The 24,102-nt window shown below is 57.7% G+C and carries 27 protein-coding genes; 13 read left to right on the forward strand and 14 right to left on the reverse strand.

Annotated elements, in window-relative coordinates; translation table 11 throughout:
* Window positions 1-167: 167 nt before the first annotated feature.
* The 7 genes from ACR0JX_RS14130 (at window position 168) to ACR0JX_RS14160 (ending at window position 4,799) form a co-directional block, all read left to right on the forward strand.
* Entirely contained in the window at window positions 168-1,103 is a 936-nt protein-coding gene (locus ACR0JX_RS14130; RefSeq protein ID WP_353013558.1) for an aspartate carbamoyltransferase catalytic subunit, read from the forward strand.
* Window positions 1,100-1,618: a hypothetical protein gene (locus ACR0JX_RS14135; RefSeq protein ID WP_480544413.1), complete on the forward strand. Its 519-nt coding sequence runs from the start codon at window positions 1,100-1,102 to the stop codon at window positions 1,616-1,618. Before ACR0JX_RS14130 ends, ACR0JX_RS14135 begins: the two co-directional genes overlap by 4 nt.
* Window positions 1,603-1,989 (forward strand): hypothetical protein, encoded by a 387-nt coding sequence (locus ACR0JX_RS14140; RefSeq protein WP_480544414.1) that lies wholly within the window; start codon window positions 1,603-1,605, stop codon window positions 1,987-1,989. The genes ACR0JX_RS14135 and ACR0JX_RS14140 overlap by 16 nt, the downstream gene beginning before the upstream one ends.
* Window positions 1,986-3,266 (forward strand): dihydroorotase, encoded by a 1,281-nt coding sequence (gene pyrC, locus ACR0JX_RS14145; protein WP_480544415.1) that lies wholly within the window; start codon window positions 1,986-1,988, stop codon window positions 3,264-3,266. The genes ACR0JX_RS14140 and pyrC overlap by 4 nt, the downstream gene beginning before the upstream one ends.
* Entirely contained in the window at window positions 3,266-3,871 is a 606-nt protein-coding gene (plsY, locus tag ACR0JX_RS14150; protein WP_480544416.1) for a glycerol-3-phosphate 1-O-acyltransferase PlsY, read from the forward strand. Before pyrC ends, plsY begins: the two co-directional genes overlap by 1 nt.
* The gene (locus ACR0JX_RS14155; RefSeq protein ID WP_480544417.1) at window positions 3,868-4,137 is read left to right on the forward strand and encodes a hypothetical protein; all 270 of its coding nucleotides are present in this window, start codon (window positions 3,868-3,870) and stop codon (window positions 4,135-4,137) included. Before plsY ends, ACR0JX_RS14155 begins: the two co-directional genes overlap by 4 nt.
* A 188-nt stretch (window positions 4,138-4,325) precedes the next feature.
* The gene (locus ACR0JX_RS14160) at window positions 4,326-4,799 is read left to right on the forward strand and encodes a YHS domain-containing (seleno)protein (RefSeq protein ID WP_353013544.1); all 474 of its coding nucleotides are present in this window, start codon (window positions 4,326-4,328) and stop codon (window positions 4,797-4,799) included.
* A gap of 130 nt (window positions 4,800-4,929) precedes the next feature.
* Here the strand turns inward: ACR0JX_RS14160 and ACR0JX_RS14165 are convergent, their stop codons facing one another.
* The 3 genes from ACR0JX_RS14165 to ACR0JX_RS14175 all read right to left on the reverse strand — a co-directional run bounded on the left by ACR0JX_RS14165 (window position 4,930) and on the right by ACR0JX_RS14175 (window position 7,758).
* Complete coding sequence (locus ACR0JX_RS14165; protein ID WP_480544418.1) at window positions 4,930-5,913, reverse strand: quinone oxidoreductase family protein; 984 nt, start codon at window positions 5,911-5,913, stop codon at window positions 4,930-4,932.
* A gap of 108 nt (window positions 5,914-6,021) precedes the next feature.
* On the reverse strand, window positions 6,022-7,008 hold the full coding sequence (locus ACR0JX_RS14170) for an NAD(P)H-quinone oxidoreductase (protein ID WP_480544419.1): 987 nt from the start codon (window positions 7,006-7,008) through the stop codon (window positions 6,022-6,024).
* Window positions 7,009-7,065: 57 nt separating this feature from the next.
* A complete protein-coding gene (locus tag ACR0JX_RS14175; RefSeq protein ID WP_480544420.1) occupies window positions 7,066-7,758 on the reverse strand; it encodes a COQ9 family protein in 693 nt (230 codons plus the stop codon).
* Window positions 7,759-7,869: 111 nt separating this feature from the next.
* On the opposite strand from ACR0JX_RS14175, the gene rpsU reads away from it, so the two are divergent.
* The gene (rpsU, locus tag ACR0JX_RS14180; protein WP_008207378.1) at window positions 7,870-8,076 is read left to right on the forward strand and encodes a 30S ribosomal protein S21; all 207 of its coding nucleotides are present in this window, start codon (window positions 7,870-7,872) and stop codon (window positions 8,074-8,076) included.
* A gap of 302 nt (window positions 8,077-8,378) precedes the next feature.
* A complete protein-coding gene (locus ACR0JX_RS14185; RefSeq protein WP_480544421.1) occupies window positions 8,379-9,434 on the forward strand; it encodes a CAP domain-containing protein in 1,056 nt (351 codons plus the stop codon).
* Window positions 9,435-9,500: 66 nt separating this feature from the next.
* On the opposite strand, the gene ppk2 is transcribed toward ACR0JX_RS14185, so the two are convergent.
* The gene (gene ppk2, locus ACR0JX_RS14190) at window positions 9,501-10,436 is read right to left on the reverse strand and encodes a polyphosphate kinase 2 (RefSeq protein ID WP_480544422.1); all 936 of its coding nucleotides are present in this window, start codon (window positions 10,434-10,436) and stop codon (window positions 9,501-9,503) included.
* Between the two features lie 235 nt (window positions 10,437-10,671).
* Here ppk2 and ACR0JX_RS14195 point away from each other — a divergent pair, with 235 nt between their 5' ends.
* Entirely contained in the window at window positions 10,672-11,502 is an 831-nt protein-coding gene (locus ACR0JX_RS14195; RefSeq protein ID WP_480544423.1) for a CPBP family intramembrane glutamic endopeptidase, read from the forward strand.
* Here the strand turns inward: ACR0JX_RS14195 and ACR0JX_RS14200 are convergent, their stop codons facing one another.
* On the reverse strand, window positions 11,503-11,961 hold the full coding sequence (locus ACR0JX_RS14200) for an Lrp/AsnC family transcriptional regulator (RefSeq protein WP_480544424.1): 459 nt from the start codon (window positions 11,959-11,961) through the stop codon (window positions 11,503-11,505).
* Window positions 11,962-12,099: 138 nt separating this feature from the next.
* Here ACR0JX_RS14200 and ald point away from each other — a divergent pair, with 138 nt between their 5' ends.
* Window positions 12,100-13,218 (forward strand): alanine dehydrogenase, encoded by a 1,119-nt coding sequence (gene ald, locus ACR0JX_RS14205; protein WP_480544425.1) that lies wholly within the window; start codon window positions 12,100-12,102, stop codon window positions 13,216-13,218.
* Between the two features lie 185 nt (window positions 13,219-13,403).
* Here the strand turns inward: ald and ACR0JX_RS14210 are convergent, their stop codons facing one another.
* Together ACR0JX_RS14210 and mscL are read right to left on the reverse strand one after the other, a co-directional pair.
* Entirely contained in the window at window positions 13,404-14,213 is an 810-nt protein-coding gene (locus tag ACR0JX_RS14210; RefSeq protein WP_480544496.1) for a mechanosensitive ion channel family protein, read from the reverse strand.
* A gap of 96 nt (window positions 14,214-14,309) precedes the next feature.
* The gene (gene mscL / locus ACR0JX_RS14215) at window positions 14,310-14,738 is read right to left on the reverse strand and encodes a large conductance mechanosensitive channel protein MscL (RefSeq protein WP_480544426.1); all 429 of its coding nucleotides are present in this window, start codon (window positions 14,736-14,738) and stop codon (window positions 14,310-14,312) included.
* Window positions 14,739-14,883: 145 nt separating this feature from the next.
* On the opposite strand from mscL, the gene ACR0JX_RS14220 reads away from it, so the two are divergent.
* Entirely contained in the window at window positions 14,884-15,582 is a 699-nt protein-coding gene (locus tag ACR0JX_RS14220; RefSeq protein ID WP_480544427.1) for a glutathione S-transferase family protein, read from the forward strand.
* Between the two features lie 63 nt (window positions 15,583-15,645).
* Here the strand turns inward: ACR0JX_RS14220 and ACR0JX_RS14225 are convergent, their stop codons facing one another.
* Window positions 15,646-16,095 (reverse strand): YtoQ family protein, encoded by a 450-nt coding sequence (locus ACR0JX_RS14225; RefSeq protein ID WP_353013522.1) that lies wholly within the window; start codon window positions 16,093-16,095, stop codon window positions 15,646-15,648.
* An 85-nt stretch (window positions 16,096-16,180) separates the two neighbouring features.
* The gene (locus ACR0JX_RS14230) at window positions 16,181-16,816 is read right to left on the reverse strand and encodes a class I SAM-dependent methyltransferase (protein WP_480544428.1); all 636 of its coding nucleotides are present in this window, start codon (window positions 16,814-16,816) and stop codon (window positions 16,181-16,183) included.
* A gap of 84 nt (window positions 16,817-16,900) precedes the next feature.
* Here ACR0JX_RS14230 and ACR0JX_RS14235 point away from each other — a divergent pair, with 84 nt between their 5' ends.
* Entirely contained in the window at window positions 16,901-17,785 is an 885-nt protein-coding gene (locus tag ACR0JX_RS14235; protein ID WP_480544429.1) for a LysR family transcriptional regulator, read from the forward strand.
* 45 nt (window positions 17,786-17,830) lie between these two features.
* On the opposite strand, the gene pheT is transcribed toward ACR0JX_RS14235, so the two are convergent.
* The 5 genes from pheT to ACR0JX_RS14260 all read right to left on the reverse strand — a co-directional run bounded on the left by pheT (window position 17,831) and on the right by ACR0JX_RS14260 (window position 24,020).
* Window positions 17,831-20,227, reverse strand: coding sequence for a phenylalanine--tRNA ligase subunit beta (gene pheT / locus ACR0JX_RS14240; protein WP_480544430.1), 2,397 nt, complete (start codon window positions 20,225-20,227; stop codon window positions 17,831-17,833).
* 78 nt (window positions 20,228-20,305) lie between these two features.
* Window positions 20,306-21,109 (reverse strand): CE1 family esterase, encoded by an 804-nt coding sequence (locus tag ACR0JX_RS14245; RefSeq protein ID WP_480544431.1) that lies wholly within the window; start codon window positions 21,107-21,109, stop codon window positions 20,306-20,308.
* Between the two features lie 106 nt (window positions 21,110-21,215).
* Window positions 21,216-21,857: a hypothetical protein gene (locus ACR0JX_RS14250; protein ID WP_480544497.1), complete on the reverse strand. Its 642-nt coding sequence runs from the start codon at window positions 21,855-21,857 to the stop codon at window positions 21,216-21,218.
* The gene (pheS, locus tag ACR0JX_RS14255; RefSeq protein WP_480544432.1) at window positions 21,791-22,864 is read right to left on the reverse strand and encodes a phenylalanine--tRNA ligase subunit alpha; all 1,074 of its coding nucleotides are present in this window, start codon (window positions 22,862-22,864) and stop codon (window positions 21,791-21,793) included. The genes ACR0JX_RS14250 and pheS overlap by 67 nt, the downstream gene beginning before the upstream one ends.
* An 85-nt stretch (window positions 22,865-22,949) precedes the next feature.
* Window positions 22,950-24,020 carry a Hint domain-containing protein gene (locus ACR0JX_RS14260; protein ID WP_480544433.1) on the reverse strand — a complete coding sequence of 357 codons (1,071 nt, stop codon included), beginning with the start codon at window positions 24,018-24,020 and terminating at the stop codon, window positions 22,950-22,952.
* Between the last annotated feature and the right edge of the window lie 82 nt (window positions 24,021-24,102).

A 24,102-nucleotide genomic window follows, 5' to 3' on the forward strand; every position in this document is an offset into this window, starting at 1 on the left:
GTCCCTGTCAAAGCCATCGATTGCGGGTACGGCAAATGGTGCAAACCGGGCGAACAATGCCTGCCAAAGGGGGGGTGTCAGAAACTGCCCAACAGCACAGAACCTTAGGTTGCCTTGCCCGGCGCGGCTTTCTATAAGCGGTCCGATTGTCAGACAGGAGCCCGCCCATGCGTTTCGCCCATCGTCACCTTCTTGGCATCGAGCATCTGTCGCAATCCGATATCACCGCCATTCTCGACCTGGCAGAGACCTATGTGGATCTGAACCGTCAGTCGACCAAGCACTCGGATGTGCTGTCCGGGCTGACCCAGATCAATATGTTCTTTGAAAACTCGACCCGCACGCAAGCGAGCTTTGAGATCGCGGGCAAGCGTCTGGGTGCAGATGTGATGAATATGGCGATGCAGGCCAGTTCGATCAAAAAGGGCGAAACCCTGATTGATACAGCGATGACATTGAACGCGATGCATCCCGACCTGCTGGTGGTGCGGCATCCGCAATCCGGCGCCGTCGATCTGCTGGCGCAAAAGGTGAATTGCGCTGTGCTGAATGCAGGCGACGGGCGGCACGAACATCCGACACAGGCGCTGCTGGATGCATTGACCATCCGCCGTGCCAAGGGGCGCTTGCACCGCCTGAACATCGCCATTTGCGGAGATGTAGCCCATTCCCGCGTGGCCCGTTCGAACTTGATCCTGCTGGGCAAGATGGAAAACCGCATCCGCCTGATCGGCCCTCCGACGCTGGTTCCGGCGCAATTCGCCGAGTTCGGGGCCGAGATTTACGACGATATGACCGAAGGCCTGCGGGATGTGGATGTCGTCATGATGTTGCGCCTTCAGAAAGAGCGGATGGATGGCGGGTTCATCCCGTCAGAGCGCGAGTACTATCACCGCTATGGCCTTGATGCGGTCAAGCTTGCGCAAGCCAAACCCGACGCCATCGTCATGCATCCGGGCCCGATGAACAGGGGGGTCGAGATCGACGGTACGCTGGCGGATGACATCAACCGATCGGTCATTCAGGAACAGGTCGAGATGGGCGTCGCAGTCCGCATGGCCGCTATGGAACTGCTGGCCCGCAACCTGCGCGAGGCTGCATGAGCGACCTGACCGTCTTACCCCACGAACGTGGCGTCATCCGCCTGTTTGCACTGCACATGCGCCCGGAAGAGGCCAAGTTCCTGCGCGAACCGGGTGCTGCTGATCAGGTTTTAGGGGTTGCAGATCTGGACCTTGAACAGATCGACATCTTTCCTGTGTCCGACCTCGAAGACCTAGGCCTTTGGGGCTATCTGAACGACGGGTGTGGCGTGTCCGAAGACCAACTGGATCGCGTGGCGCTGGAGGCTGTCGAAGGCTGGGTCATGGCTCTGCGCAGCGCTGCTTTCAAAGGACAGCCCGCGGTGCTTACGCTTGATCCGCGCGTCGAGTTGGTTGGCCTGTTCACGGAACAGGCCACAAACTGGAGCGGCGGCCGGATCGAAAGCGAAAGCGCCAAGCCGTTTTCGGCGCCGCAGACACCGGTGCAAGACGGCAGGCCGCGCCAAGTGGGCTCGGCCGTGCTGGCCGTGTTCATCTTGCTGGTGATCGGAGGTGCGCTGTGGCTGATCCTGTGATCTTTACCCCTGACAAGGGTGCGTATATTCGCACCAACGCCTGGCTGGCCGCTGTGGCAATGGCCGGGGCGATGGCCGTGCTCTGGTTGATCGGAAACCCCTATGTCTGGACCGGTGCGCCCGCTGGACTTGCAGCCATCGGCCTGCGCGCCTGGTATCTGGCCTCAGAAGAACTGACCGCCAAATGGGAAATGACCGATACGCTGCTAATAGGTCCCGGCCCGCGCAAAGTCGCGCTGACCCAGATTGAGGCCGTGAACACGATGGGCAGCTTCGTCCAGCTTGTGACCAAAAGCGGCGATAAACATCTGATCAAATATCAAGCGAACCCCGCCGCCACCAAAGCCGCTATCGAAAGGGCCTTGCCATGAGCACCGTTTTGTTTACCAACGCGCGCCTGATCGACCCCGAGAACGGGACGGACACGACCGGATGGCTGCATGTCGCGGACGGGCGGATCGTTTCGAAGGGCAACGGCGATGCCCCCGCCGTGGATGGGCAGGTCGTGGAGTGCAATGGCAAATGCCTGGCCCCCGGCATTGTCGATATCGGCGTTAAAGTGTGTGAGCCGGGCGAGCGGCACAAGGAAAGCTATAAATCCGCAGGCCTCGCAGCGGCGGCGGGTGGGGTGACCACGATGGTCACGCGTCCTGACACCACACCTGCCATCGACACGCCGGAAACGCTGGAATTTGCTACACGCCGCGCTCAGGCCGACACGCCCGTCAACGTGCTGCCCATGGCCGCCCTGACCAAGGGACGCGAAGGGCGCGAGATGACCGAGATCGGGTTTCTGATGGATGCCGGTGCGGTGGCGTTTACTGATTGCGATCATGTGGTGACCAACACCAAGGTGTTCTCTCGCGCGCTGACCTATGCACGGTCCTGCGGGGCATTGGTGATTGCGCATCCACAGGAACCGGGCCTCAGCGCCGGGGCTGCTGCGACCAGCGGTAAGTTCGCCGCGTTGCGCGGCCTGCCCGCAGTGTCAGCCCGGGCGGAACGGATGGGGCTGGACCGCGACATCGCCCTGCTGGAGATGACTGGCGCGGCCTATCACGCAGATCAGATCACGACGGCTCGCGCCTTGCCCGCATTGGAACGCGCCAAGCGAAATGGTTTGGACATCACCGCCGGAACCTCGATCCACCACCTGACGCTGAATGAGTTGGACGTGGCCGACTATCGCACCTTCTTCAAAGTCAAACCGCCGCTGCGGTCAGAGGATGACCGGCAGGCGGTGATTGAGGCGGTGCGGACCGGCCTGATCGACACGATCAGTTCGATGCACACCCCACAGGACGAGGAAAGCAAACGCCTGCCGTTTGAAGAGGCTGCCTCGGGCGCGGTTGCGTTGGAGACATTGCTGCCTGCAGCGCTGCGCCTGTATCATTCAGGCCAACTGGACCTACCAACCCTGTTCCGTGCCATGACCCTGAACCCGGCCAAACGTCTGGGTCTGAACAGTGGTCGTTTGTCCAAAGATGCGCCAGCCGACCTGGTTTTATTTGATCCTGATATTCCGTTTGTGCTGGACCGGTTTACACTCAGATCCAAATCGCAAAACACGCCATTTGACGGGCAGCGGATGCAGGGTAAGGTCATTGCGACCTATGTGGCCGGCAAAGAAGTCTACCGGAGAACTTGATGCCCCTGATTGACAGTACACAATCCGAATTGCTGCTGTGGGCAGCCATGGGCTACCTGTTGGGGTCGATCCCCTTTGGCCTGATCCTGGCCAAGCTTATGGGGCTGGGCAATCTGCGCCAGATCGGGTCGGGCAACATCGGAGCCACCAATGTGCTGCGGACCGGCAACAAGGCCGCTGCCGCCCTGACCCTGCTGTTCGATGCTGCAAAAGGCGCTGTGGCGGTCCTGCTGGCGCGCGCCTTTGCCGGTGAAGACGCAGCCCAGATTGCCGCGCTCACGGCGTTTCTGGGTCATTGCTATCCCGTTTGGCTAAGCTTCAAGGGTGGTAAGGGCGTGGCCACCTTCCTTGGCCTTTGGCTGGCGCTGGATTGGCGGGTCGGTGTTGCCTGCTGTCTGACATGGTTGGTCGCGGCGGCGATATGGAGGATATCCTCAATTGGCGCACTGGCGGCGGCTGCGTTGTCGACCACCTGGATCGTGGTGCTGACGGATGGGTCCACCTTCGTTTTGGGTATTGCGCTTACCTTGCTGGTCTACTGGCGCCACAACGCCAATGTAGCCCGCATCAAGGCAGGGACTGAGCCCAAAATCGGAAAGCCGTGACCACGACCGACGCGTTCACCCGCGCATTTTTCGCATTGCCCTTGGGCACATTCACTGGTCGCGCCCATGATCGGCGCTATGTCGTCTCACGTCAGGTCATGGCAGGAAACAAGTCCCATAAGCTTGTGGCGTATGAACTCGGTGGCGAGGACTATATCAGCCTGAACCTCTACCAAACCCGCAACAGCGGAGCATTGCTGCGCCCTTGTGAAATGACTGCTCAAAAGGTCGTCGCCTTTGTTATGGCGCTCACACCCGAAGGCTAACCCAGCCACATTTCTGAACAGCATCTCTGCGCTTCTGCACAATCACAATTGATTGCTTTGAACGTGAACATCCGGCTTCCCACCTGAGTTTCTGTGACGGCCAATTACCGGTCGCACAGGACAAAATCCGGGATCGCAAATCGCAATTACGGCGACCACGCGCATCCTCTTTCACGAAAGGTGAAGCTATGAACACGTTTAAATCTCTGATCGGTGGCGTTGCGCTGTCTGTTGCCCTGGCAACTTCAACCCTGGCCGCTGGCGTTGAAATCAATGCCAGCTCGACCGGGCTGGCGATGCAGGGCTATGACCCGGTTGCGTATTTTACCGAAGGCGAAGCCACCAAGGGCGACTACCGGATCACCACGCTGCATGATGACGCAATGTACCGCTTCTCATCCGAGGAAAACAAAGCCGCGTTTGAAGCGAACCCCGAAGCTTATCTGCCCGCCTATGGCGGCTACTGCGCCTTCGGTGCAGCCATGGGCTTCAAGTTTGATGGTGACCCGAACCACTGGAAGATCGTTGACAACACACTGTACCTGAACCTGTCGCAAGACATCCAGGAACGCTGGGAAGGCGACATTCCGGGCTTCATCGAACAGGCCAGCGCAAACTGGGAAAACATCGCTGACAAGGCTCCGGCCGAACTGCAGCAATAACCCATATTCGGCAACTTTTGCGGTGGGAGCAGAAATGCTCCTGCCGCGCTCAAATCCCACTCTGAACGGAACACCCTTTGGAACCCGGCGGAATAATCAAAACCCGGCGCGTGTCGCCGGGTTTTGTTGTTCAGACATCCAAGATTGTGCTGCCCGTAGTCTGACGCGCCTCAAGTGCGCGGTGTGCGTCGGCGATCTGATCCAGTGGGAAGCGCTGATCGATGTGAATCTTGACCTCGCCGCCTTCGACCTTACCAAACAACCGCCGCGCCATCGCCTGACAGACCGTATGATCGCCGATATGCGTAAATAAGGTCGGGCGGGTAATCTTGAGCGATCCTTTCTGCCCCAAGACCCCGATATTCACAGGCGGCACCGGCCCCGAAGCATTGCCGAATGAGATCATCATCCCGAGCGGTTTCAGACAGTCCAGCGACCCTTCGAACGTGTCGGCGCCGACCGAGTCCATCACTACATCAACGCCTCGCCCATTGGTAATCTCGGCCACACGATCGACGAAGTTCTCGGTGCGGTAGTTAATGCAATGCGATGCGCCGTTGAACTGGGCCAACGCGCATTTCTCATCCGTACCGGCAGTACCGATCAAAGTGATGCCTTCGGATTTCGCCCATTGGCAGGCGATCAGGCCAACCCCTCCAGCCGCAGCATGGAACAACACCGTATCTCCGCGACGCAAAGGCGTGGTGCGGTGGAACAGGTATTCAACGGTCATGCCCTTCAGCATCATCGCCGCCGCCGCTTCGAATGAAATGCCGTCTGGCAACGGGCAGACCTGAGCCGCCGGCATCACCCGCGCCTCGCAATAGGCACCTGACGGTGTGGCAGCATAGGCGGCGCGCTGACCCGGTGTCAGATGAGCGACTCCGTCGCCAACCACTTCGATCACACCCGATGCTTCCATCCCAAGCGCATGTGGCAACTCCAGCGGATAAAGGCCGGTGCGCTGATAAACATCGATGAAGTTCAGGCCGCAGGCATGATGGCGGATAAGAACCTCACCCGGACCGGGATCACCCAAGGGCCGATCTTCGATCTGCAAGACCTCGGGGCCGCCGAAATCGTGGATAACGACTGTACGCGCAGTATTCTGCATTCTGAACCTCCTCTTGCCTGATCCCAAGCTAGCATGCTTGCGTGACAGAGCAATCAGGAGCTTGTGCTGTGGCGAGTTCGCGCGCGGATCAAACCCCGCGCATCGCCACTAGTCCGCCACGTTCAAAACGATCTTGCCGATATGGGTCGAGCTTTCCATATGCGCATGCGCTGCCGCTGCATCGGCCAGGGGGAATTCGCTGTCCATAACCGGGGCAACCTTACCGGCGGCCAGCAAGGGCCAGACGGCCTCACGCAGGTCCTGTGCGATCTTGGCTTTGGCCAGATCGCTTTGCGGGCGCAAGGTACTGCCCGTCAAAGTCAGGCGTTTGACCATCATCAGGGCAAAATTCAACTCAGCCACCGGGCCCTGTAGAAACGCGATCTGAACCAGACGCCCATCCTCGGCCAATGCCTTCACGTTGCGCGGGATATAGTCTCCGCCCACCATATCGAGGATCAGGTTCGCCCCGCCTTCAGCGCGCATAACACCCACGAAATCTTCGTCGCGGTAGTTGATTGCCTTCTCAGCACCAAGTTTCAGGCAGGCGGCACATTTCTCATCCGAGCCAGCAGTTGCAAAGACCCGCGCACCAAAGGCATTGGCCAGCTGGATCGCAGTGGTTCCGATGCCGCTGGACCCACCATGAACAAGGAAGCGCTCGCCTGGTTTCAGACCGCCGCGCGTGAACACGTTGGACCAGACGGTAAAGAACGTCTCTGGCAGACAAGCCGCTTGCTTCATGTCCATCCCGTCCGGCACTGGCAGGCAATGCGCAGCGGGTGTGGCGACGTATGCGGCGTAACCGCCACCGGGCAACAGGGCGCAGACCTTATCGCCCAGCGCCAAGCCCTCGACCCCTGCGCCCACGGCAACTACCTCGCCCGAGGCTTCCAGCCCCGGCAGATCGCTGGCTCCCGGCGGGGGATCATAGGCCCCTGCGCGCTGCAACGCATCCGGGCGGTTCACACCGGCATAGGCCACTTTCAGAACAACCTGCCCGGCCTCCGCCGTCGGCATCGGTCGTTCGGTCAGCTTAAGAACATCGGGACCACCGGGCTGCGTGATTTCGACAGCGCGCATCATCTGGGTCATGGGCAAATCTCCTTTGCCCAATGCCTAGCTGTCATCTGAGCAAAGGCCAAGCTTTGACTACTTGCGCGGGTTCAGCAGGCCCGGCAAATCTGCTCGCATTTTCATCGGAGCCTTGACCTGACCCGCCAGCCAATTCGGAACGGCCAGAAACGGTTTGAACAACGGGTTGCTGTTCACCTGCGCCTTCAGCTTCTCAAACTGCATCACGTCGCCAATGCGCCTGTCCAGAAACTCCCACGTCTTCTGGTGATCAGGCGAATCGTCCCCCAGCCAGAACAAAAGGGTCGAGGAATAGACGCCCGACAGCGTCGCCCGCTTGGTGTACCAGTTTACGTCATCCGACGTGTCACCCAATGCATCCCAAATCAGATCGCAGGTACCCCAAACAGCCTTGGCCCCGTCACCTGCATGCATTGGCAGGGCAAACAAAGTCATGCCCCGGCGGACCAGTTCCTTGTCTTCGACCGCCTCAAGCCGGAACCGAACAGCAGCGGCTACCTTTTCGCGGAACTTAAGCGCGCTGAGGTCTTCAGACTTGATCCGGTCCAGCATCATCTGGTCCCCACGCGCATGATAGGCCAGCGCCAGATCAACCGCGCCGCGCGGGCAAATCGCCCGGGCAAGACCGTCATCCAGTTCGCATTCTGCAACGGCGGCGCGAAAGCTGGTTTCGGACCATCCGTCAAACGGAACATGGGCAAGCATCGCGTCCAGCATCTGCTGTTTTGCGTCTTCATAGGTCACTGTCATGGCGGTTCTCCGGTGTTCGGGGCCAGTACTAGACAAGATAGGACGGCTTTGCTATACGGCCAGCTCCTGCAATTTCCTTGCAACTCTATCTAGAAAGGTGGTGACAACCACATGCAGGTTAGTGTTCGCGACAATAACGTCGATCAGGCGCTTCGTGCCCTGAAGAAAAAGCTGCAGCGCGAAGGCGTGTTCCGTGAAATGAAGCTGAAGCAACATTTCGAGAAACCGTCCGAGAAAAAAGCGCGCGAGAAAGCTGAAGCGATCCGCCGTGCCCGTAAACTGGCACGCAAGAAAGCCCAGCGCGAAGGTATGCTCTAAGCAGCGACACGTCTCGTCCAGCTTTGGATGACACTATTTGACGACCCCCGAGGCACCGCCCGGGGGTTTGTCGTTTCTAAGACCGGTTTGATCTTGCCGACTCGTGCGTGAGGCTGTGCGACAAGCTGCCATTTCAGCCCCGGCAGAATTTTGCCCGGCATTTTGCAGCGCAGCGAATCCCGCATCGGTAGCACTGCGATGCCCAAATTCGCCTGCCAGATCAACCCGCCTATCCGCCACAGGAAAGGTCTTTGTATCAGCCTCTCGTCTACCCAGACACCAAATCAAAAATGGAGGCTACTATGTCGACTGCAAGCACAATCGAGCGCGAAATGCTCGCACTTATCAATGAAGAGCGAACATCCCGCGGGCTGAACCCACTGCAATTGGAAACCAACCTGAACGAATCTTCTGAAGATCACAGCACCTGGATGCTGGACCGCGATATTTTCAGCCATACAGGCGCAGGCGGGTCCAGCGCAACGCAACGGATGCAGGCTGCGGGGTTTGATCTATCGGGCAGCTGGCGCACGGGCGAAAACATCGCCTGGCAATCTGAGCGCGGCGCGCCGGGCATCAGCGACGACGTCGCTCAGCTGCATCAGAACCTGATGAACAGCCCGGGCCACCGCGCCAATATCCTGAATCCGAACTTCGACTATATCGGGATCGGGATCGAAACAGGCGATATGCAGGGTTTTGATGCCGTGATGGTCACGCAGAACTTTGGTGCAACCGGTGGTACGGTGGACCTGGATACAGGCACCACCCCAACCCCTACGCCGATGCCCGAAGAGCCCGAAACACCGGAAGAGCCTGAGACACCCGAAGAACCTCAGACGCCGGAAGTTCCAGAAGAACCAGAGACACCAACTGAACCTGGAACTCCGGAAGAACCGGAAACGCCCGAAGAGCCTGAGACGCCAGAAGAACCGGAAACGCCTGCGGAGCCGGAAGCGCCGGAGGAACCAGAGACTCCCATGGAACCCGAAACGCCAGAGGAACCCGAAGAACCTGTGGAACCTGAGACTCCGGAAGAACCAGAGGCGCCTGAAGAGCCAGAAACGCCTGAACCAACGGCTGAGAATGGTTTTGATATCGAAGCCTTTGTTGCGGCGCTGGAAGAATTCCTGAACGAGGTGCTGGCACTGGTCGATGATTTCGACTGGATCGACATCGAACTACCCGGCGCGCAACCCGGCGGTGATGTACCAATGGATGACGGTCTGATCCTGATCTCGGAAGCAGGCGATGGTGGAACGCCGCCGACAGAAGAACCCAACGCGGGCTTCACCGACGATGACGATATGCTGATCTTCTCCCCAATGGGTGAAGAATGCATGGTGGACGTCGTTTAACAACTCGTATTCTGGCGAGGCGCGATAATTCGCGCCTCGCTTTTTCCAGCTCGAATCCAGTTCCGCCTAGTAGATTTTCGGAACGTACAGCTCGTCGGGCAGAATACGACGTTCGTAATCAGGGTTATACCTACGATCAGGCAGATCGACCCGCTCCTGCGGCACGTCTGTATAGGGGATCTTGGTCAACAGATGCTCGATACAGTTCAGGCGTTCGCGCTTTTTGTCATTGCCCTCGACAATGTACCACGGCGCCTCAGAGATATTCGTCCGAAACAACATGTCCTCTTTGGCCTTGGTGTAGGATTCCCAGCGAATACGGGATTCCAGATCCATCGGAGACAGTTTCCACTGTTTCATCGGATCGTGAATCCGCATGAGGAATCGCAACTGTTGTTCTTCATCGGTGATCGAGAACCAGTATTTCAGCAAGATGATCCCGGACCGAACCAACATCCGTTCAAATTCGGGAACGTCCTGAAAGAACTGTTCGACCTGATCCTCGGTCGCAAAGCCCATGACGCGTTCAACCCCTGCCCGGTTGTACCAGGACCGGTCGAAGAACACGATTTCACCCGCCGCAGGCAAATGCGGGACATAGCGCTGGAAATACCACTGGCTCTGTTCCCGGCGGCTGGGTGCAGGCAGCGCCACCACACGCGCGACCCGAGGGTTCAGGCGTTGGGTGATCCGTTTGATCACGCCCCCCTTGCCCGCACTGTCGCGACCTTCGAACAGGATGCACACTTTGGCCCCGGTATGCTGCACCCAATCCTGAACCTTGATCAGCTCGGCCTGCAGGCGCAGCAGGTTGCGGAAATAGACCTTGCGATCTAGCATTTCGGGATGCTGATCCTTGTAGATCTTGCGCACTTCCATCGACAGCATGGGTTCGCTGAACTCGATCTCAAAGTCTTCGTCCAGCGTGTCTTCCAGCTCGGCCTCTAGCCAGTCTTTGGGAGAGTCGTTGTTTTCATACGCCAAAGTCTGTTCCTTCTTCATTCACCGGGTGCGGACAGTAATGCGCCTGTGTAACCGCCTGATGTCATCGGATAAGTTGATCTTACTACAGGCGCCGATGAGGTGACCGCTGCTAAGTAAAGACATTACGTGTAATTCTGAACCGCTCGCGCGGGGGATACAACCGTAAGAATTGCCGCAACTGGAAAGGCTTGCACCAGGGAAAGCTGCGCGCCATGACTAAGCCAGTCGAACTGTCGAGGCCACCGTGGCGTATGTGCTGACCCTTCTTCCGATGATCTGGCCCTGGCTGATACTGATCGCGGCCCAGATTACCGCGCTGAGCGGACGGATGGGCGTGGCATTGGCGCTGCTGGTTCTTTTCATCAGCGTCAGCTCAGTTGCCAATCTGATCACGCCATGGGCGATTGCAGTGATTGCGATCGGGTTGCTAGGGGCCGCGACCCTGCCACGCCTGAGCGGCGCGATGGCAGTTGCCGGGCATACGCTTCTGATCCTGTGGTGTTTCACCTTGGGCGCGCATCTGGTTCCTGGGTTCAACAATCTGCTTGTCTTGGATCAGGTCCATGCCGGTGAAAACAGCGCCGCGTTTACGATGTATCTGAACCTCGACAAACCAATGGTGTTCTTTGCGGTCCTATTGGCTTGGCCCAGCATGCTGTTTGCGCGTCAGAAAACCAATGCCACGTGGCTCGTCATCGGGCTTGCTCTACTGCCACTGATCTTTCTTGCAGCTGTTTCAATCGGGGCGCTGCGGCCAGAAGTTAAACTTCCCCCTTGGTGGTTGGTTTTTGCAGTTTCAAACTTGTTTCTGACCTGTTTCGCGGAAGAGGCTTTTTTTCGCGGCTACCTACAATCTCTGTTCAGTTCGAAACTTGACCCTATTGGTGGCGTTGTCGCAGCCAGCCTGTTGTTCGGTTTGGCGCATTTCGGCGGTGGTCCAGCACTCGTGATCTTTGCCACGGTGCTGGGCTTGGGTCTGGGGCTGGCCTATGCCGCGACCGGGCGGCTTTGGGTGCCGATTGCGATGCACTTTGCCTTTAACTTTGTCCACTTTGCCTATTTCACCTATCCCGTGCCGGCCTGATCAGACCGGCAAGGCCGTGGTCTTGAACACCGTCCGCAAGGCAAACGAGCTTTGCATCTGCGCCACGCCCGGCAGGCGCGAGAGATATTGGCGGTGAATGCGGGCGAAATCTTCGGTGTTTTCGGCCACGACTTTCAGAAGGTAATCTGCCGTCCCCGCCATCAGGTGGCATTCCAACACATCCGGAATGCGGGCCACCGCCTTTTCAAATGCATCCAGAACCTCTTCGGCTTGACCCTGCAAGGTGATCTCGACAAACACGGTTGTGGGAACATTCATCTTCCTTGCGTCCAGCAAGGCCACGTAGTTTCGAATATAGCCCTCCAGCTCTAGCCGTTGGACCCGGCGATGGCAGGCCGAGGGCGACAGGTTCACCTTTTCGGACAGGTCCGCATTCGAAACCCGACCATTCTTTTGCAGGGCGGCCAGAATCTTACGATCAGTCGTATCCAAGCTCATTCGCGCATATCCATTGCGTTGATTTCAGTATTCTCGCTGGATTCTTTCAAAAGAAAGCCCAATAGCAGGCATTGTTTCACAGAAATTGCGCCACGTAATGCACATAATTTAGGCAGTTTATGAACGGAGGAGGGTCACATGAAAATCGGGTGCCCAAAAGAAATAAAACCACAGGAATTCCGCGTTGGCATGACACCGAATGCAGCTCGGGAAGCGGTGTCACGTGGGCATGAGGTGCTTATCGAAACCGGTGCTGGGATCGGCGCGGGGTTCGACAATGACGCCTATATCGCGGCTGGTGCGCGCATTCTGGACACGGCAGAAGAGGTGTTTGCCACCGCCGACATGATCGTGAAGGTCAAAGAACCCCAGGCCGGAGAGCGCAAGATGTTGCGTGAAGGTCAGTTGCTGTTCACCTACCTGCATCTGGCACCCGATCCGGATCAGACCCATGATCTGCTGGAATCGGGCTGTACGGCGATTGCCTATGAAACCGTAACCGATGCCAATGGGGGCCTGCCTCTGCTCGCCCCGATGTCCGAAGTTGCCGGGCGCCTGGCCCCTCAGGTCGGATCATGGACCCTGCAGAAGGCCAATGGCGGACGCGGTGTGCTGATGGGCGGTGTGCCCGGGGTTGGTCCCGCCAAGGTCGTCGTGATCGGCGGCGGTGTGGTTGGCACCCATGCGGCAAAGATCGCCGCTGGCATGGGCGCAGATGTAACCGTTCTGGACCGGTCCCTGCCTCGCCTGCGCTATCTGGACGACGTGTTCGGTGGCCAGTTCAAGAACCAGTATTCGACCGCTGGCGCAACCGCCGAACTGATCCGTGAAGCCGATATGGTCATCGGCGCAGTTCTGATCCCCGGCGCAGCAGCGCCCAAACTGATCTCACGCGCGCAGCTGTCGACAATGAAACCCGGTGCGGTACTGGTGGACGTGGCCATCGATCAGGGCGGTTGTTTCGAAACCTCTCGCGCGACCACCCATGCGGACCCGATCTATGAGGTCGATGGGGTGATGCACTACTGCGTGGCCAACATGCCGGGCGCTGTAGCGCGCACCTCGACCATTGCGCTGGGCAACGCGACGATGCCGTTCATGTTGTCATTGGCAGATAAAGGCTGGAAACAGGCCTGTCAGGATGACCCGCATCTGCTGGCGGGATTGAACGTCCATGCCGGACAACTGACCTACTACGCAGTTGGCAAGGCGCTTGGGATCGACGTCGTCTCACCCAACGTGGTGATAAAGGCGTAATCCTCCCGCCCCTGAAAGCGCCTTTTGAAAAAGGTGCTTTATAGCCTTGGGCGCCGCGCCACAGGCGCGGCGCGGGTGCTTTAAACACTACGCGTTGAGAAAACGAAACAGCGCCGCACGATAGTGCGGCGCCGGGCCCAACCGGAGAAGGGCATTTTGAATGCCCGTTCGACGGGCGGGAGCCTTTAGCCCTGCTTCTGAATTTCGACCGAATGCGGATAAGGAATCGAGACACCCTTGGCGTCGAAGGCTTCCTTGATGGTCTTGGTCAGCTCGAATTTCACATCCCAGTAGTCCGCCGCAGCACACCACAAACGCGCAGTTAGATCGACCGAGCTGTCACCCAGATTTGTGACCCTCACCCAAGGCTCTGGATCCTTGTGGATGCGCGCATCCGCATTGGCGACATCCAAAATGATCTTCATGGCCTCATCCGCGCTGTCGCCGTAGTCAATTCCGAACACCAGATCGACACGCCGCGTCTCATGTGCGGAATAGTTGGTGATCACCGACCCCCAAGCCTGCCCGTTCGGGACAATGATCTGCACGTTGTCGGGCGTCACCAGCTCAGTGGTGAACAGGTTCAGGTCTTTGACTGTTCCCGCCGTTCCGCCAATATCCACATACTGACCCAGCTTATAGGGGCGGAACACAACCAGCATCACACCCGCCGCCAGATCGCTGAGCGTCCCTTGCAGCGCAAGACCAATCGCCAGCGAGGCGGCACCCAGAATGGCAACGATACTTGTGGCTTCGATCCCGAAGATCCCCAGAACGGCCACGAGGACGATCGCCAAGATCACCCATTTGACAACGCTGGCGGCAAAATTGCCAAGCGTGGGATCGATCTGAGGCGTTTTGTTGATGCGACGCCGCACTACGCCCGACACCATCCCGGCCACGATCCAACCGATGATCAGGACGATCAACGCCTTACCCGCACTCAACAGGATCGGCAAATAGCCACTCGCTAAATCCACAGCTTGATTTGCCATATCGACTGTCTGATCCATGTCAGGTTTCCTTCTCGATCAAATTAGAAGGGGCACCGACAACGATGCGGAGCCCCGTATGCTTGCCAACTTCCGGATTTACTTCTTCAAAGCGTCCCGGATTTCCATGAGGATATCCAGCTCGCTTGGACCAGCTGGGGCCTCCTCAACAGCTTCCTCTTCTTTGGCAGCCGCATCCTTAACGCGGTTCACGGACCGTACCAGCATGAAGACAACCCATGCGATGATCAGGAAGTTGATGACCGCCATGATGAACGCACCATAGGCAAACACCGAAGCGCCTGTTTCACGCGCGGCCTCCAGGCTCGCCCCTTCGGCAACGTCACCTGCAAGCACGGCATAGTTATTGGTAAAATCAATCCCGCCTGTGAACAGACCAATCAATGGATTGATCAGGTCCCCGACCAACGATGTCACGATTGCGGTGAATGCAGCACCGATAATGATACCCACAGCCATGTCCATGACATTGCCCTTGGCAATGAATGTTTTGAATTCCTGGATCATGTGTTCCCTCTTTCCTGTTGTTAGCGTTTTTCGCCTCTGTTCGCGCATAGGCGCAGATTAATTGTGCGCTAATTGCACCCTAAAACATATTTTTTTATGGGAAAGCATGCCTATTTTTCCCCAATCAGATCATTCAGGAGAGCCCATGTCCGCTTTAGCCCCCTTCGCCGTGACCCAAAAATGGCCCGCCAAAGGTCCGTCGGTCATTCAGCTATACTCTTTCCCAACCCCTAATGGGGTCAAAGCATCGATCATGTTGGAAGAAACCGGTCTTCCTTATGAGGCACATAAGGTCACACTGGCCGATGCCGACGTCAAAAGCCCCGAGTTTCTGTCACTGAACCCCAACAACAAAATCCCGGCGATCATTGACCCCAACGGTCCGGATGGTGAACCTATCGGCCTGTTCGAAAGCGGCGCGATCCTGCTGTATCTGGCCGAAAAGACCGGTAAGTTCATCGGTCAGAGTGCATCTGACAAACACCGCGTCACCCAATGGCTGATGTTTCAGATGGGTAGCATTGGGCCGATGTTTGGCCAGCTTGGTTTTTTCCACAAGTTCGCAGGCCGCGAGATCGAAGACCCCCGTCCCCGTGAACGCTATGTGGCCGAGGCCAAACGCCTGCTGAACGTCCTGAACACGCAGCTTGAAGGTCAGGATTGGGTTGCCGGAGACTACTCGATCGCTGACATGGCCATCGCCCCCTGGCTGCGCGGATTGGACTTTTACGAAGCGAAGGATTTGGTCGACTGGGACGATCACGCCAATGTCGTGGCCTATCTGGATCGTTTCCTTGAACGGCCTGCGGTTCAAAAAGGCTTGGTGACACCCGCGCGAGACTAAGGCCCCCCTCGCCCCGTTACCGACATCAGGCTTGCGGCCAGAGCCGGTCGCAAGCCCATATTCTTAGCCAGGCAGCTTACCGGTCAGCACATAGCGCAGAACTTCGACCACCTGAGCGGGTTCCTCAGCTACAGCAAGTGCGGCGGCGTCGACCTCTTTCAGCGCGTGCTGATGATCCGGCCCGTGCAGCACGATCAACGATTTGCCCAATGCAGCTGCGTATCCGGCGTCAAACGCTGCATTCCACTGTTTGTATTTGTCGCCAAATCGCACAACCACCACATCGGCGTCAGCGATACCCTTACGTGTGCGGATCGCGTTGACCATCGCACCCTTATGGTCATGCCAATACTTGTTCGGCTCAGCACCCAGAATGGCAACGCCGCAATCGTCACTGGCGGCATGATCGGTGACCGGGCTGTTGAATGAAACATCCAGCCCCTGTGCACCATCGATGATTTGTTCGCGCCAATCGGTGTGAATTTCCCCAGATAGATAGACGTTCAGGCCCATGGTTTCCTCCAAAACAGTTTGGACCCTACTTAAGCGGCAATCACGCAAAGCCCAATGCGTAAGCCGAAGAAACCGCCCAGGATTGCTATTTCTTTTGCGCCACCAGATACCGAGACGGGGGCTTTGCCGGATAGTTCCCGCTTTCGACAATTTCAAAGCCAGCATCTGTGATCGCAGCTTCAAGCGTTTTTACGTCGAACAGGTTCACATAGGGCGCTTTGCCAAACAGCTGCATCACAGGCAGCATGAGTTTCATCAGTCCGAATTTAAAACCCAAACTTCCCTCGGTAAGGCAAGGTGTTTTGGATATGAACAACCCGCCCGAGGGCAGACGTTCATAGATGTCCGCAAAGGCCTTTTCAATATCCGGCACAAGATGAAACACGTTGAAGCCAAGAATGACATCAAAGGACTGTTCATCGTCTGGCAAGGTGATGTCGATAGGCGTGAACGAGATATTGTCGACCCCTTCTTTTTTCGCCTTATCCCGGCCAATATCCAGCATCGCGTCAGAGAAATCGCTGGCCGTGATATGCGCGACTGACGATGCAAGCAGCAGCGCGGTTGAGCCGGTTCCGCAGCCAAGCTCAAGAACGTTGTGCTGTTGGGTCAGATAGGACCGGGTCCGTCCCAGAGTGTATTCATACGACTCCATGTCACGGATTGGGCTACGCGCGTATTTCGCCGCAATGCCATCCCAAAACTTTGCACCAGTCTTCATGGTAAATCTCCTTTGCGACCTATCTACTCATGCGGATATTGAATAGGAATTGCGGAAGATCGCAGAACACTTATACATATTTGTATGGCCAGCATCGATGAATTTGATTGGAACCACATGCGCGCCTTTCTGGCGACCGCGGATACCGGATCGCTTTCAGCAGCGGCGCGGCAACTGGGACAGAGTCAACCAACACTTAGCCGCCAGATCGCTGCGCTTGAGGCTGATTTGGGCGTTTTGCTGTTCGAGCGCGTGGGCCGCGCGTTAGAAATTACGCAAGCTGGTTTGGAGATTCTGGAACACGCCCGCGCCATGGGCGAAGCTGCCAATCGGATCGCCTTGACGGCATCTGGTCAGGCGCAATCGATCGAGGGTCGTGTTCGGATCACTGCCAGTGATGTCATGTCAGCGCACATTCTGCCGGATTTGCTACGCGAGGTTCAGGCACAGGCTCCACGTCTGCGCATAGAAGTGATCGCTTCGAACGATGTGAGTGACCTGATGCGGCGCGAAGCCGATATCGCAATCCGCCATGTGCGACCTGAACAACCTGATCTTATCGCCAAATTGGTGCAGCAAGCGCCCGGCCACTTTTATGCGTCTTCCGCGTATTTGAACCGCATGGGGCACCCTGAATCCAAAAGCGATTTGCCCAACCACGACTTCATTAGCTTCGGCGACGCCCATCAGATGATCGCTTATCTGGCGCCACTTGGCATTCACCTGACGGAAGATAATTTTAGGCTCGGTTCGCAAAATGGCGTTGTTGCTTGGGAATATGCCAAACATGGCTTCGGCATCGCGCCCATGTCACAGAATGTGGGGGATGCGGCTACGGAGATGGAACGGGTTCTGCCAGATATGGACCCCTTTGAATTTCCGATCTGGTTGGTCGCGCATCGCGAGCTGCATACCAGTCGACGCATCCGGTTGGTCTTTGATGTGCTGACCAAGTTCTTCTCGAACTGAAAAGCGCGCCAAAAGGCGCGCTCTGCAAAGTGTATATTGCTGCGATTACCCGCGTAGGACACCGCCCGTCGCTTTGGAAACCTTGGCGATGATCTTCTCGGCCACCGCCTCGATATCTTTTTCTTTAAGCGTCGCATCAGTCGGTTGCAGGCGCACGGTGATGGCCAAGGATTTCTTGCCCTCTCCCAAGCTACCCCCGATAAATTCGTCAAAGACGCGCACATCCTCGATCAACGCTTTGTCGGCTCCCGCAGCGGCGTTGACCAGCGTCAGCGCCTCGACACCTTCATCGACGACAAAGGCAAAGTCACGCTCGACCGCCTGCAAATCACGCAGCTCCAAAGCCGCGCGGGTCGCGCCGGATTTACGGGGCAGAGGCACCTGATCCGGCCAAATGTTAAAGGCCATCGCCGGGCCCTTGATATCCATCGACTGCAGGATGCGTGGATGCAATTCACCAAACACGCCCAGCACCTTTTTCGGACCCAGGCAAATCTTGCCGTGACGGCCCGGATGCCACCAGGCATCCCCATCACGCAGGATCTGAACCTTAGCAGGCGCGCCGATGGCTGCCAGAACAGCCTCAGCATCCGCTTTGACATCAAATAGATCAACCGGTCGGGACGCGCCATGTACGTCCTTTGGACCCGAACGGCCAACCAGAAGGCCGGTGATCTGCGTTTGCTGTTCCCCTGGCTCGCCGTCATGGAACACCGGACCAACCTCAAACAGGGCCACATCCGTATAGCCGCGCGCCTGATTGCGGGCCGCGGCCTGAAGCAATCCGGGCAGTAGATCCGGGCGCATGTGGCTCATCTCGGACGAGATGGGGTTCTCAAGCTGGGTCGCCGCATCCCCGCCTCCGAACAAAGCCGCTGCATCCTGATCAATGAAAGTGTAGGTAACACATTCATTGTAACCCAGTGCAGCGCAGGTGCGCCGCGCCATCGATTGGCGGCGCTGTGTCGGGGTCATCACCGGCTTCGGGATGCCATCGGTCACGCGTGGCAATGGTTTGCCCTGCAACTTGGTCAGCGAAGCAATCCGTGCGACCTCCTCCACCAGGTCAGCCTCACCCATGACATCAGGGCGCCAGCTGGGCACATGGGCCATTTCACCTTCGAGGCGGAAGCCCAGGCGCGTCAGGGTCTGGCGCTGATCGCTTTCAGGAATATCCATGCCAACCAGAGACTTCACACGTTCCGAATCCAGCTTGTAGGCACGCGCATGGTTCGGCGCTTTGCCAGCCTCAACCACCTTGGACGCTTCACCACCACAGATATCTAGGATCATCTGGGTCGCATGTTCCAGCCCTTCCAACGTGTATTCCGGATCAACGCCGCGTTCGAACCGATACCGTGCATCCGAGTTAATCTTGAGCGCACGACCCGTAAGGGCGATCTGCACGTGATCCCAGAAAGCGCTTTCAAGAAAGACATTCACTGTGTCTTCGGTACAGCCAGTCTCTTCCCCGCCCATGATACCAGCAATCGATTCGGGGCCGTTGTCGTCCGAGATTACCATCATGCCGGGGTGCAGCGTGTATTCCTTCTCATCCAGCGCGACCAGTGTCTCGCCACCCTTGGCGCGATGGACGCGCAGGTTTCCCTGTACCTTGTCCGCATCGAACACATGCAGCGGGCGGTTGTGGTCGAAGGTCATGTAGTTGGTGATATCCACCAGGGCCGAGATCGGACGCAGGCCAATCGCCTTCAGTTGATCCTGCAGCCATTGCGGGCTTGGGCCGTTCTTTACACCTTTGATCAGTCGTCCCGTGAAATGCGGCGCACCGTCCAGAGTATCCTCATCAATGGTCACCTTGATCGGGCTTTCAAAATCACCCGGCACCGGAACGTAGTCGCGCACTTTCAACGTCCCCAGACCGCGCGCTGCAAGATCACGCGCAATACCCGCAACGCCCAGCGCATCGGGACGGTTCGGGGTGATCGCAATCTCGATCATCGGGTCGATCTTTGACGGGGCATTCTCGGCCAGCCAGTCAACGAACTGATCACCAACCTCGCCCGAGGGCAGCTCGATGATACCGTCATGTTCATCCGACAGCTCCAGCTCGCGTTCCGAGGCCATCATGCCAAAGCTTTCGACACCGCGGATCTTGCCAACACTGATGGTGATATCCAGACCGGGGATATACATGCCCGGTTTGCAGACCACGACCGTGATGCCTTCGCGCGCATTTGGGGCGCCACAGATGATCTGCAGCTCGCCCTCGTCGGTGTCGACCTTGCAAACGCGCAGCTTGTCGGCGTCAGGGTGTTTTTCCGCATGTTTCACATGGCCCAGCGTAAAGCCCTTCAACCGGTCCGCCGGGTTCACGATCTCTTCGACCTCAAGGCCAAGATCGGTCAGCGCCTCGGCGATCTCATCAACCGACGCATCCGTATCGAGGTGGTCTTTCAACCAGGACAGAGTGAATTTCATTGCAAGCGGCCTTCTTGGGCAAACATCCGTTTGGCACAGGCAATGGCAAAGAATGGGCCGGGGTGCAAGCGCTGCGCGTCATGGATAGGTCGGGGTGCGTCCCAAAAGCTCGTCCAATTGCCGCCCGATCCAACCGTGGGGGATGAAATGCCCGCCGGGATGGGTGTCCAGCACCACCTGCCCCTGCGCGCAATCGGTCCATTCCATGCGGCTAAGCGTCAGGAACGGCTCGACACTCCAATCCCCGCGCGGGGTTGCATCATGGCAATCATAAGCCGCGCGCCACAGGGCCACCGGATAGGTGGTGTCGCCGTTTGCGCCATAGGGAAAATCCATCACTTTATCGCGCAGGCCATGCACATGGCGCGCCTCGACCGGGGCCTCTGGGCAGGTTTCGGTCTGCTGAATTGAACCGGCCACGGCCAGCAAGGCGGCGATGTCATCGCCCGACTGGCACACATAGCGCCAGGCCATCGCGCCGCCATAGGAATAGCCCGAAACATAGATGCGGTCGCGGTCAATCGGATAGTGTTTGGCAACATCCTCCAGCACCCGGTCGGCAAAGGGTACGTCCCGCGTATCCGCCGACCAGAAGTTCCAGGTTTTGCCCAATCCGTTGGGGGCCACCAGCAGCACGCCCCGTAGCTTGGTCGCCCCGGCAATGCGTTCGTGGTTCACCACCACGGTCCCCTGCCGCGCCCAACCGTGGAAATGCAGAAGCACCGGCAGAGGCGTTTCACCATCCCACCCGTCTGGTTCCAGCACGTGGTACGAGCGGTCGCCAACCTGACAGGCGGTATCGCCGTGGCATTCGGTGTTCCAAGGCCCCATGGCAAAAGCCGGTGTGGCTGTCATCAGAAGGAGAAGCAGTCGATAGATCATGGGCCTGACCCTACCCAGCCTGAGCACCGAGTCATGTCACAAGCCCGTGGGGCAATGTAACAAGCCGCGCCATCGCCAGACCGTGGGGCTCCGATCCCAAGTCGCTTTATATAAACCCTATCATTCGCGCGAAAACCTGAATCAAAAAAGCGAAACCGCAAAGAAACCCAATTGCAAAAAGGACTTCGACAGGTCTGGAGAATTTTCGGACAGTTTGAAAAGGTACTTCTTTTCCCAACGCCTCACTACATTTCACTGAAGTAATCCAAGCAGCTTTCATGTTGATGTAAACGCAATCGATTATCACTAATTCACCGGGCGCAACGCGAGGTATAGAAATAATGCAGTTTCCGTTTCCCGCTGGAACGTATTTTTCGTTTCTCGGTTGCCAAACGCGAATATTCGTTGGCCAATCACTGAGGACAAATTCTACTTCTGATGCAGGTTGTTTGCCCGTGTTTTGTAAGAAGAATTTTTCAACGTAGATTTCTGTTGAAGTACTTTGGCCTTCATTGTTTGGATCTGGAACGGTCACGTGGTTTAGACTATTGTTCGCCTGACCAAAAATCAGTCTTACTTTGGGCTTAAAGAGGGACAGTATTCCTGCGCCAAGCAATGAAAATGCAAGGCCAATCAGCTCTCCGTAGTAGGGCTCTAACCAACCAAAAACAGGCACTGCCGTCACCGCGACAAACCACCATGCAGGTTCGGCATATCCAGCGCCGCAAACCCGTAGTGGCGCAGCCAACGCAAATCGCTATCAAAGAACGCCCGCAAATCCGGAATGCCGTATTTCAGCATCGCCAGACGGTCGATCCCGATGCCAAAAGCAAAGCCCTGATAGACCTCGGGGTCGATCCCACCGGCGGCGATCACCTTGGGGTGGACCATGCCGGAACCCAGAATCTCCATCCAGTCGTCGCCCTCACCGATCTTCAGCTGACCGTTATCCCAGGAACAGCGGATATCGACCTCGGCCGATGGCTCGGTGAAGGGGAAGTGCGAGGCGCGGAAGCGCAGTTCGACGTCGTCGACCTCGAAGAACGCTTTCACGAACTCTTCCAGAACCCATTTCAGGTTCGCCATCGAGATGTCTTTGTCGATGGCCAGCCCCTCGACCTGATGGAACATCGGCGTGTGGGTCTGGTCATAATCGGCGCGATACACACCGCCCGGACAGATCACGCGGATCGGCGCGCCCTGCAGCTCCATCGAGCGGATCTGTACCGGAGACGTATGCGTCCGCAGCACATGCGGCGGGCGATTGTCGCCCTCAGCACGGTGCATGTAGAACGTGTCCATCTCAGCCCGCGCAGGGTGGTGACCGGGGATGTTCAGCGCATCAAAGTTGTGCCAGTCGGTCTCGATCCGCGGCCCTTCGGCCACCGAAAAGCCCAGTTCGGCAAAGATCGCAGTCAGTTCCTCGGTTGCCTGGCTGACCGGGTGAATCGAGCCCTGACGGCGCGCTCGGGTCGGCAGGGTGACGTCCAGCCATTCGGTGCGCAGACGCTCATCCAGCGCCGCATCGGCCAGCGCGGCCTTTTTGGCAGCCAGCGCCGAGTTGATTTCATCCTTCAAAGCATTCAGCGCCGGGCCGGCAACCTGGCGTTCCTCGGGCGTCATCTTGCCCAACTCGCGCATCTTCAACGCGACCTCGCCCTTTTTGCCCACGGCCGCGACGCGGATCGCCTCAAGCGCGTTTTCGTCGCCCGCCTCGGCGATCTGACCCAGATATTTTGTCTTTAGATCGTCCATGACGCTTCCTGAACTTGGCCCTGATTGCTATTGAGGACCTGCTATCACAGCAGCCCGCGAAAGCAAGAGGGGGCGCGTGGCGCAATCAGACCGAGCGCAACAATGCCACGGCTTTGCCTTGCCAAACAGGTCGAGTAACCTTGCCGTAAGATGCAGGTGAGCGCCGGAGTTCCGGGAACAAGGTAAACAGTTCTTCGGCAGTTTCCGGTGCCAGCCCAGCCAGACCTTGGCGACCAGGGAAAAAGCTTTCCGAGACAAGACCCGCGGTGCTGAGCAACTGGTGGTGATCAAACAGCAGGTGAACATAGGTGATGCTGTCGCTCGGCGCCTGGATCACGGTGGTTCCGTTGACCAGCGATATGGCGGGCACCAGTATCTCGGCCTCGCCGAACATCAGTTCTGCCTGCCAACCGGATATCAAAATGCGGTGCTGCGGCGAGACCAGCACATCAGCTTTTGCCCCCAGCGTGCCTGCGCAAATCTGGATCGGCGCGAACCGACCACGCCCGGGCACGGTACGCTGGCCAACCCAACGAACCGGTTGCAGGCCATTGTCCAGCGTGTTGACAGCGTCACCCGGTTGCAGCGTTTCGATCCGTCGCGCACCATCCGATGTATCCAACATCGTCCCGGCGGTGAAGCAGGCGGCGCCGCTGTCCCCGGGGCTTACAGGGGCATACACCAGCGTATTGGTGTCTGGTTGATTGAACTGCAGCGATGTCGTAGTTTGGTTCGGTCCGACCAACACCGGCAGATTGACCGAGGTCTCCCCGGCTGCAAGCCCATTCTGAGCAACGATATTCGTCGTGCCGCCGCCAATATCGTAGAAGTCGATCACCTCACCTGTGGCTGTGTTGGTTAGGGAGTACGCTTCGTAGTTTGTCGAGCCGCCACCGTTCGGGTCGGTGAGCAGAATCGGGAAGTCATCCGCTGAGATTACATAGACAACCTCATTGTTGTCGGCGTCGACGGTCACTTGCGCCGTTGGAACACTGGTGAGCGGGATTTCAATCCCGACCTGACCATTGGCCTGATAAAAGGACACAGTGAAATTGGCCGGGTCTTCGGAAGCACCAATCGACACTTCCAAAAATTCGCTGACGCCCGAGCTTGCAGCATAGGCGTTGGAATAGTGAAGTTCGCTGATACGGGCCAAACATCACCCTCCGATACAGACACACGACAGTGTCCGTCATCCCGGACCGTATTCAATCCGAAAGGAAGACACTGGCAAACCG

The sequence above is a fragment of the Ruegeria sp. AH7 genome, assembly GCF_056541325.1.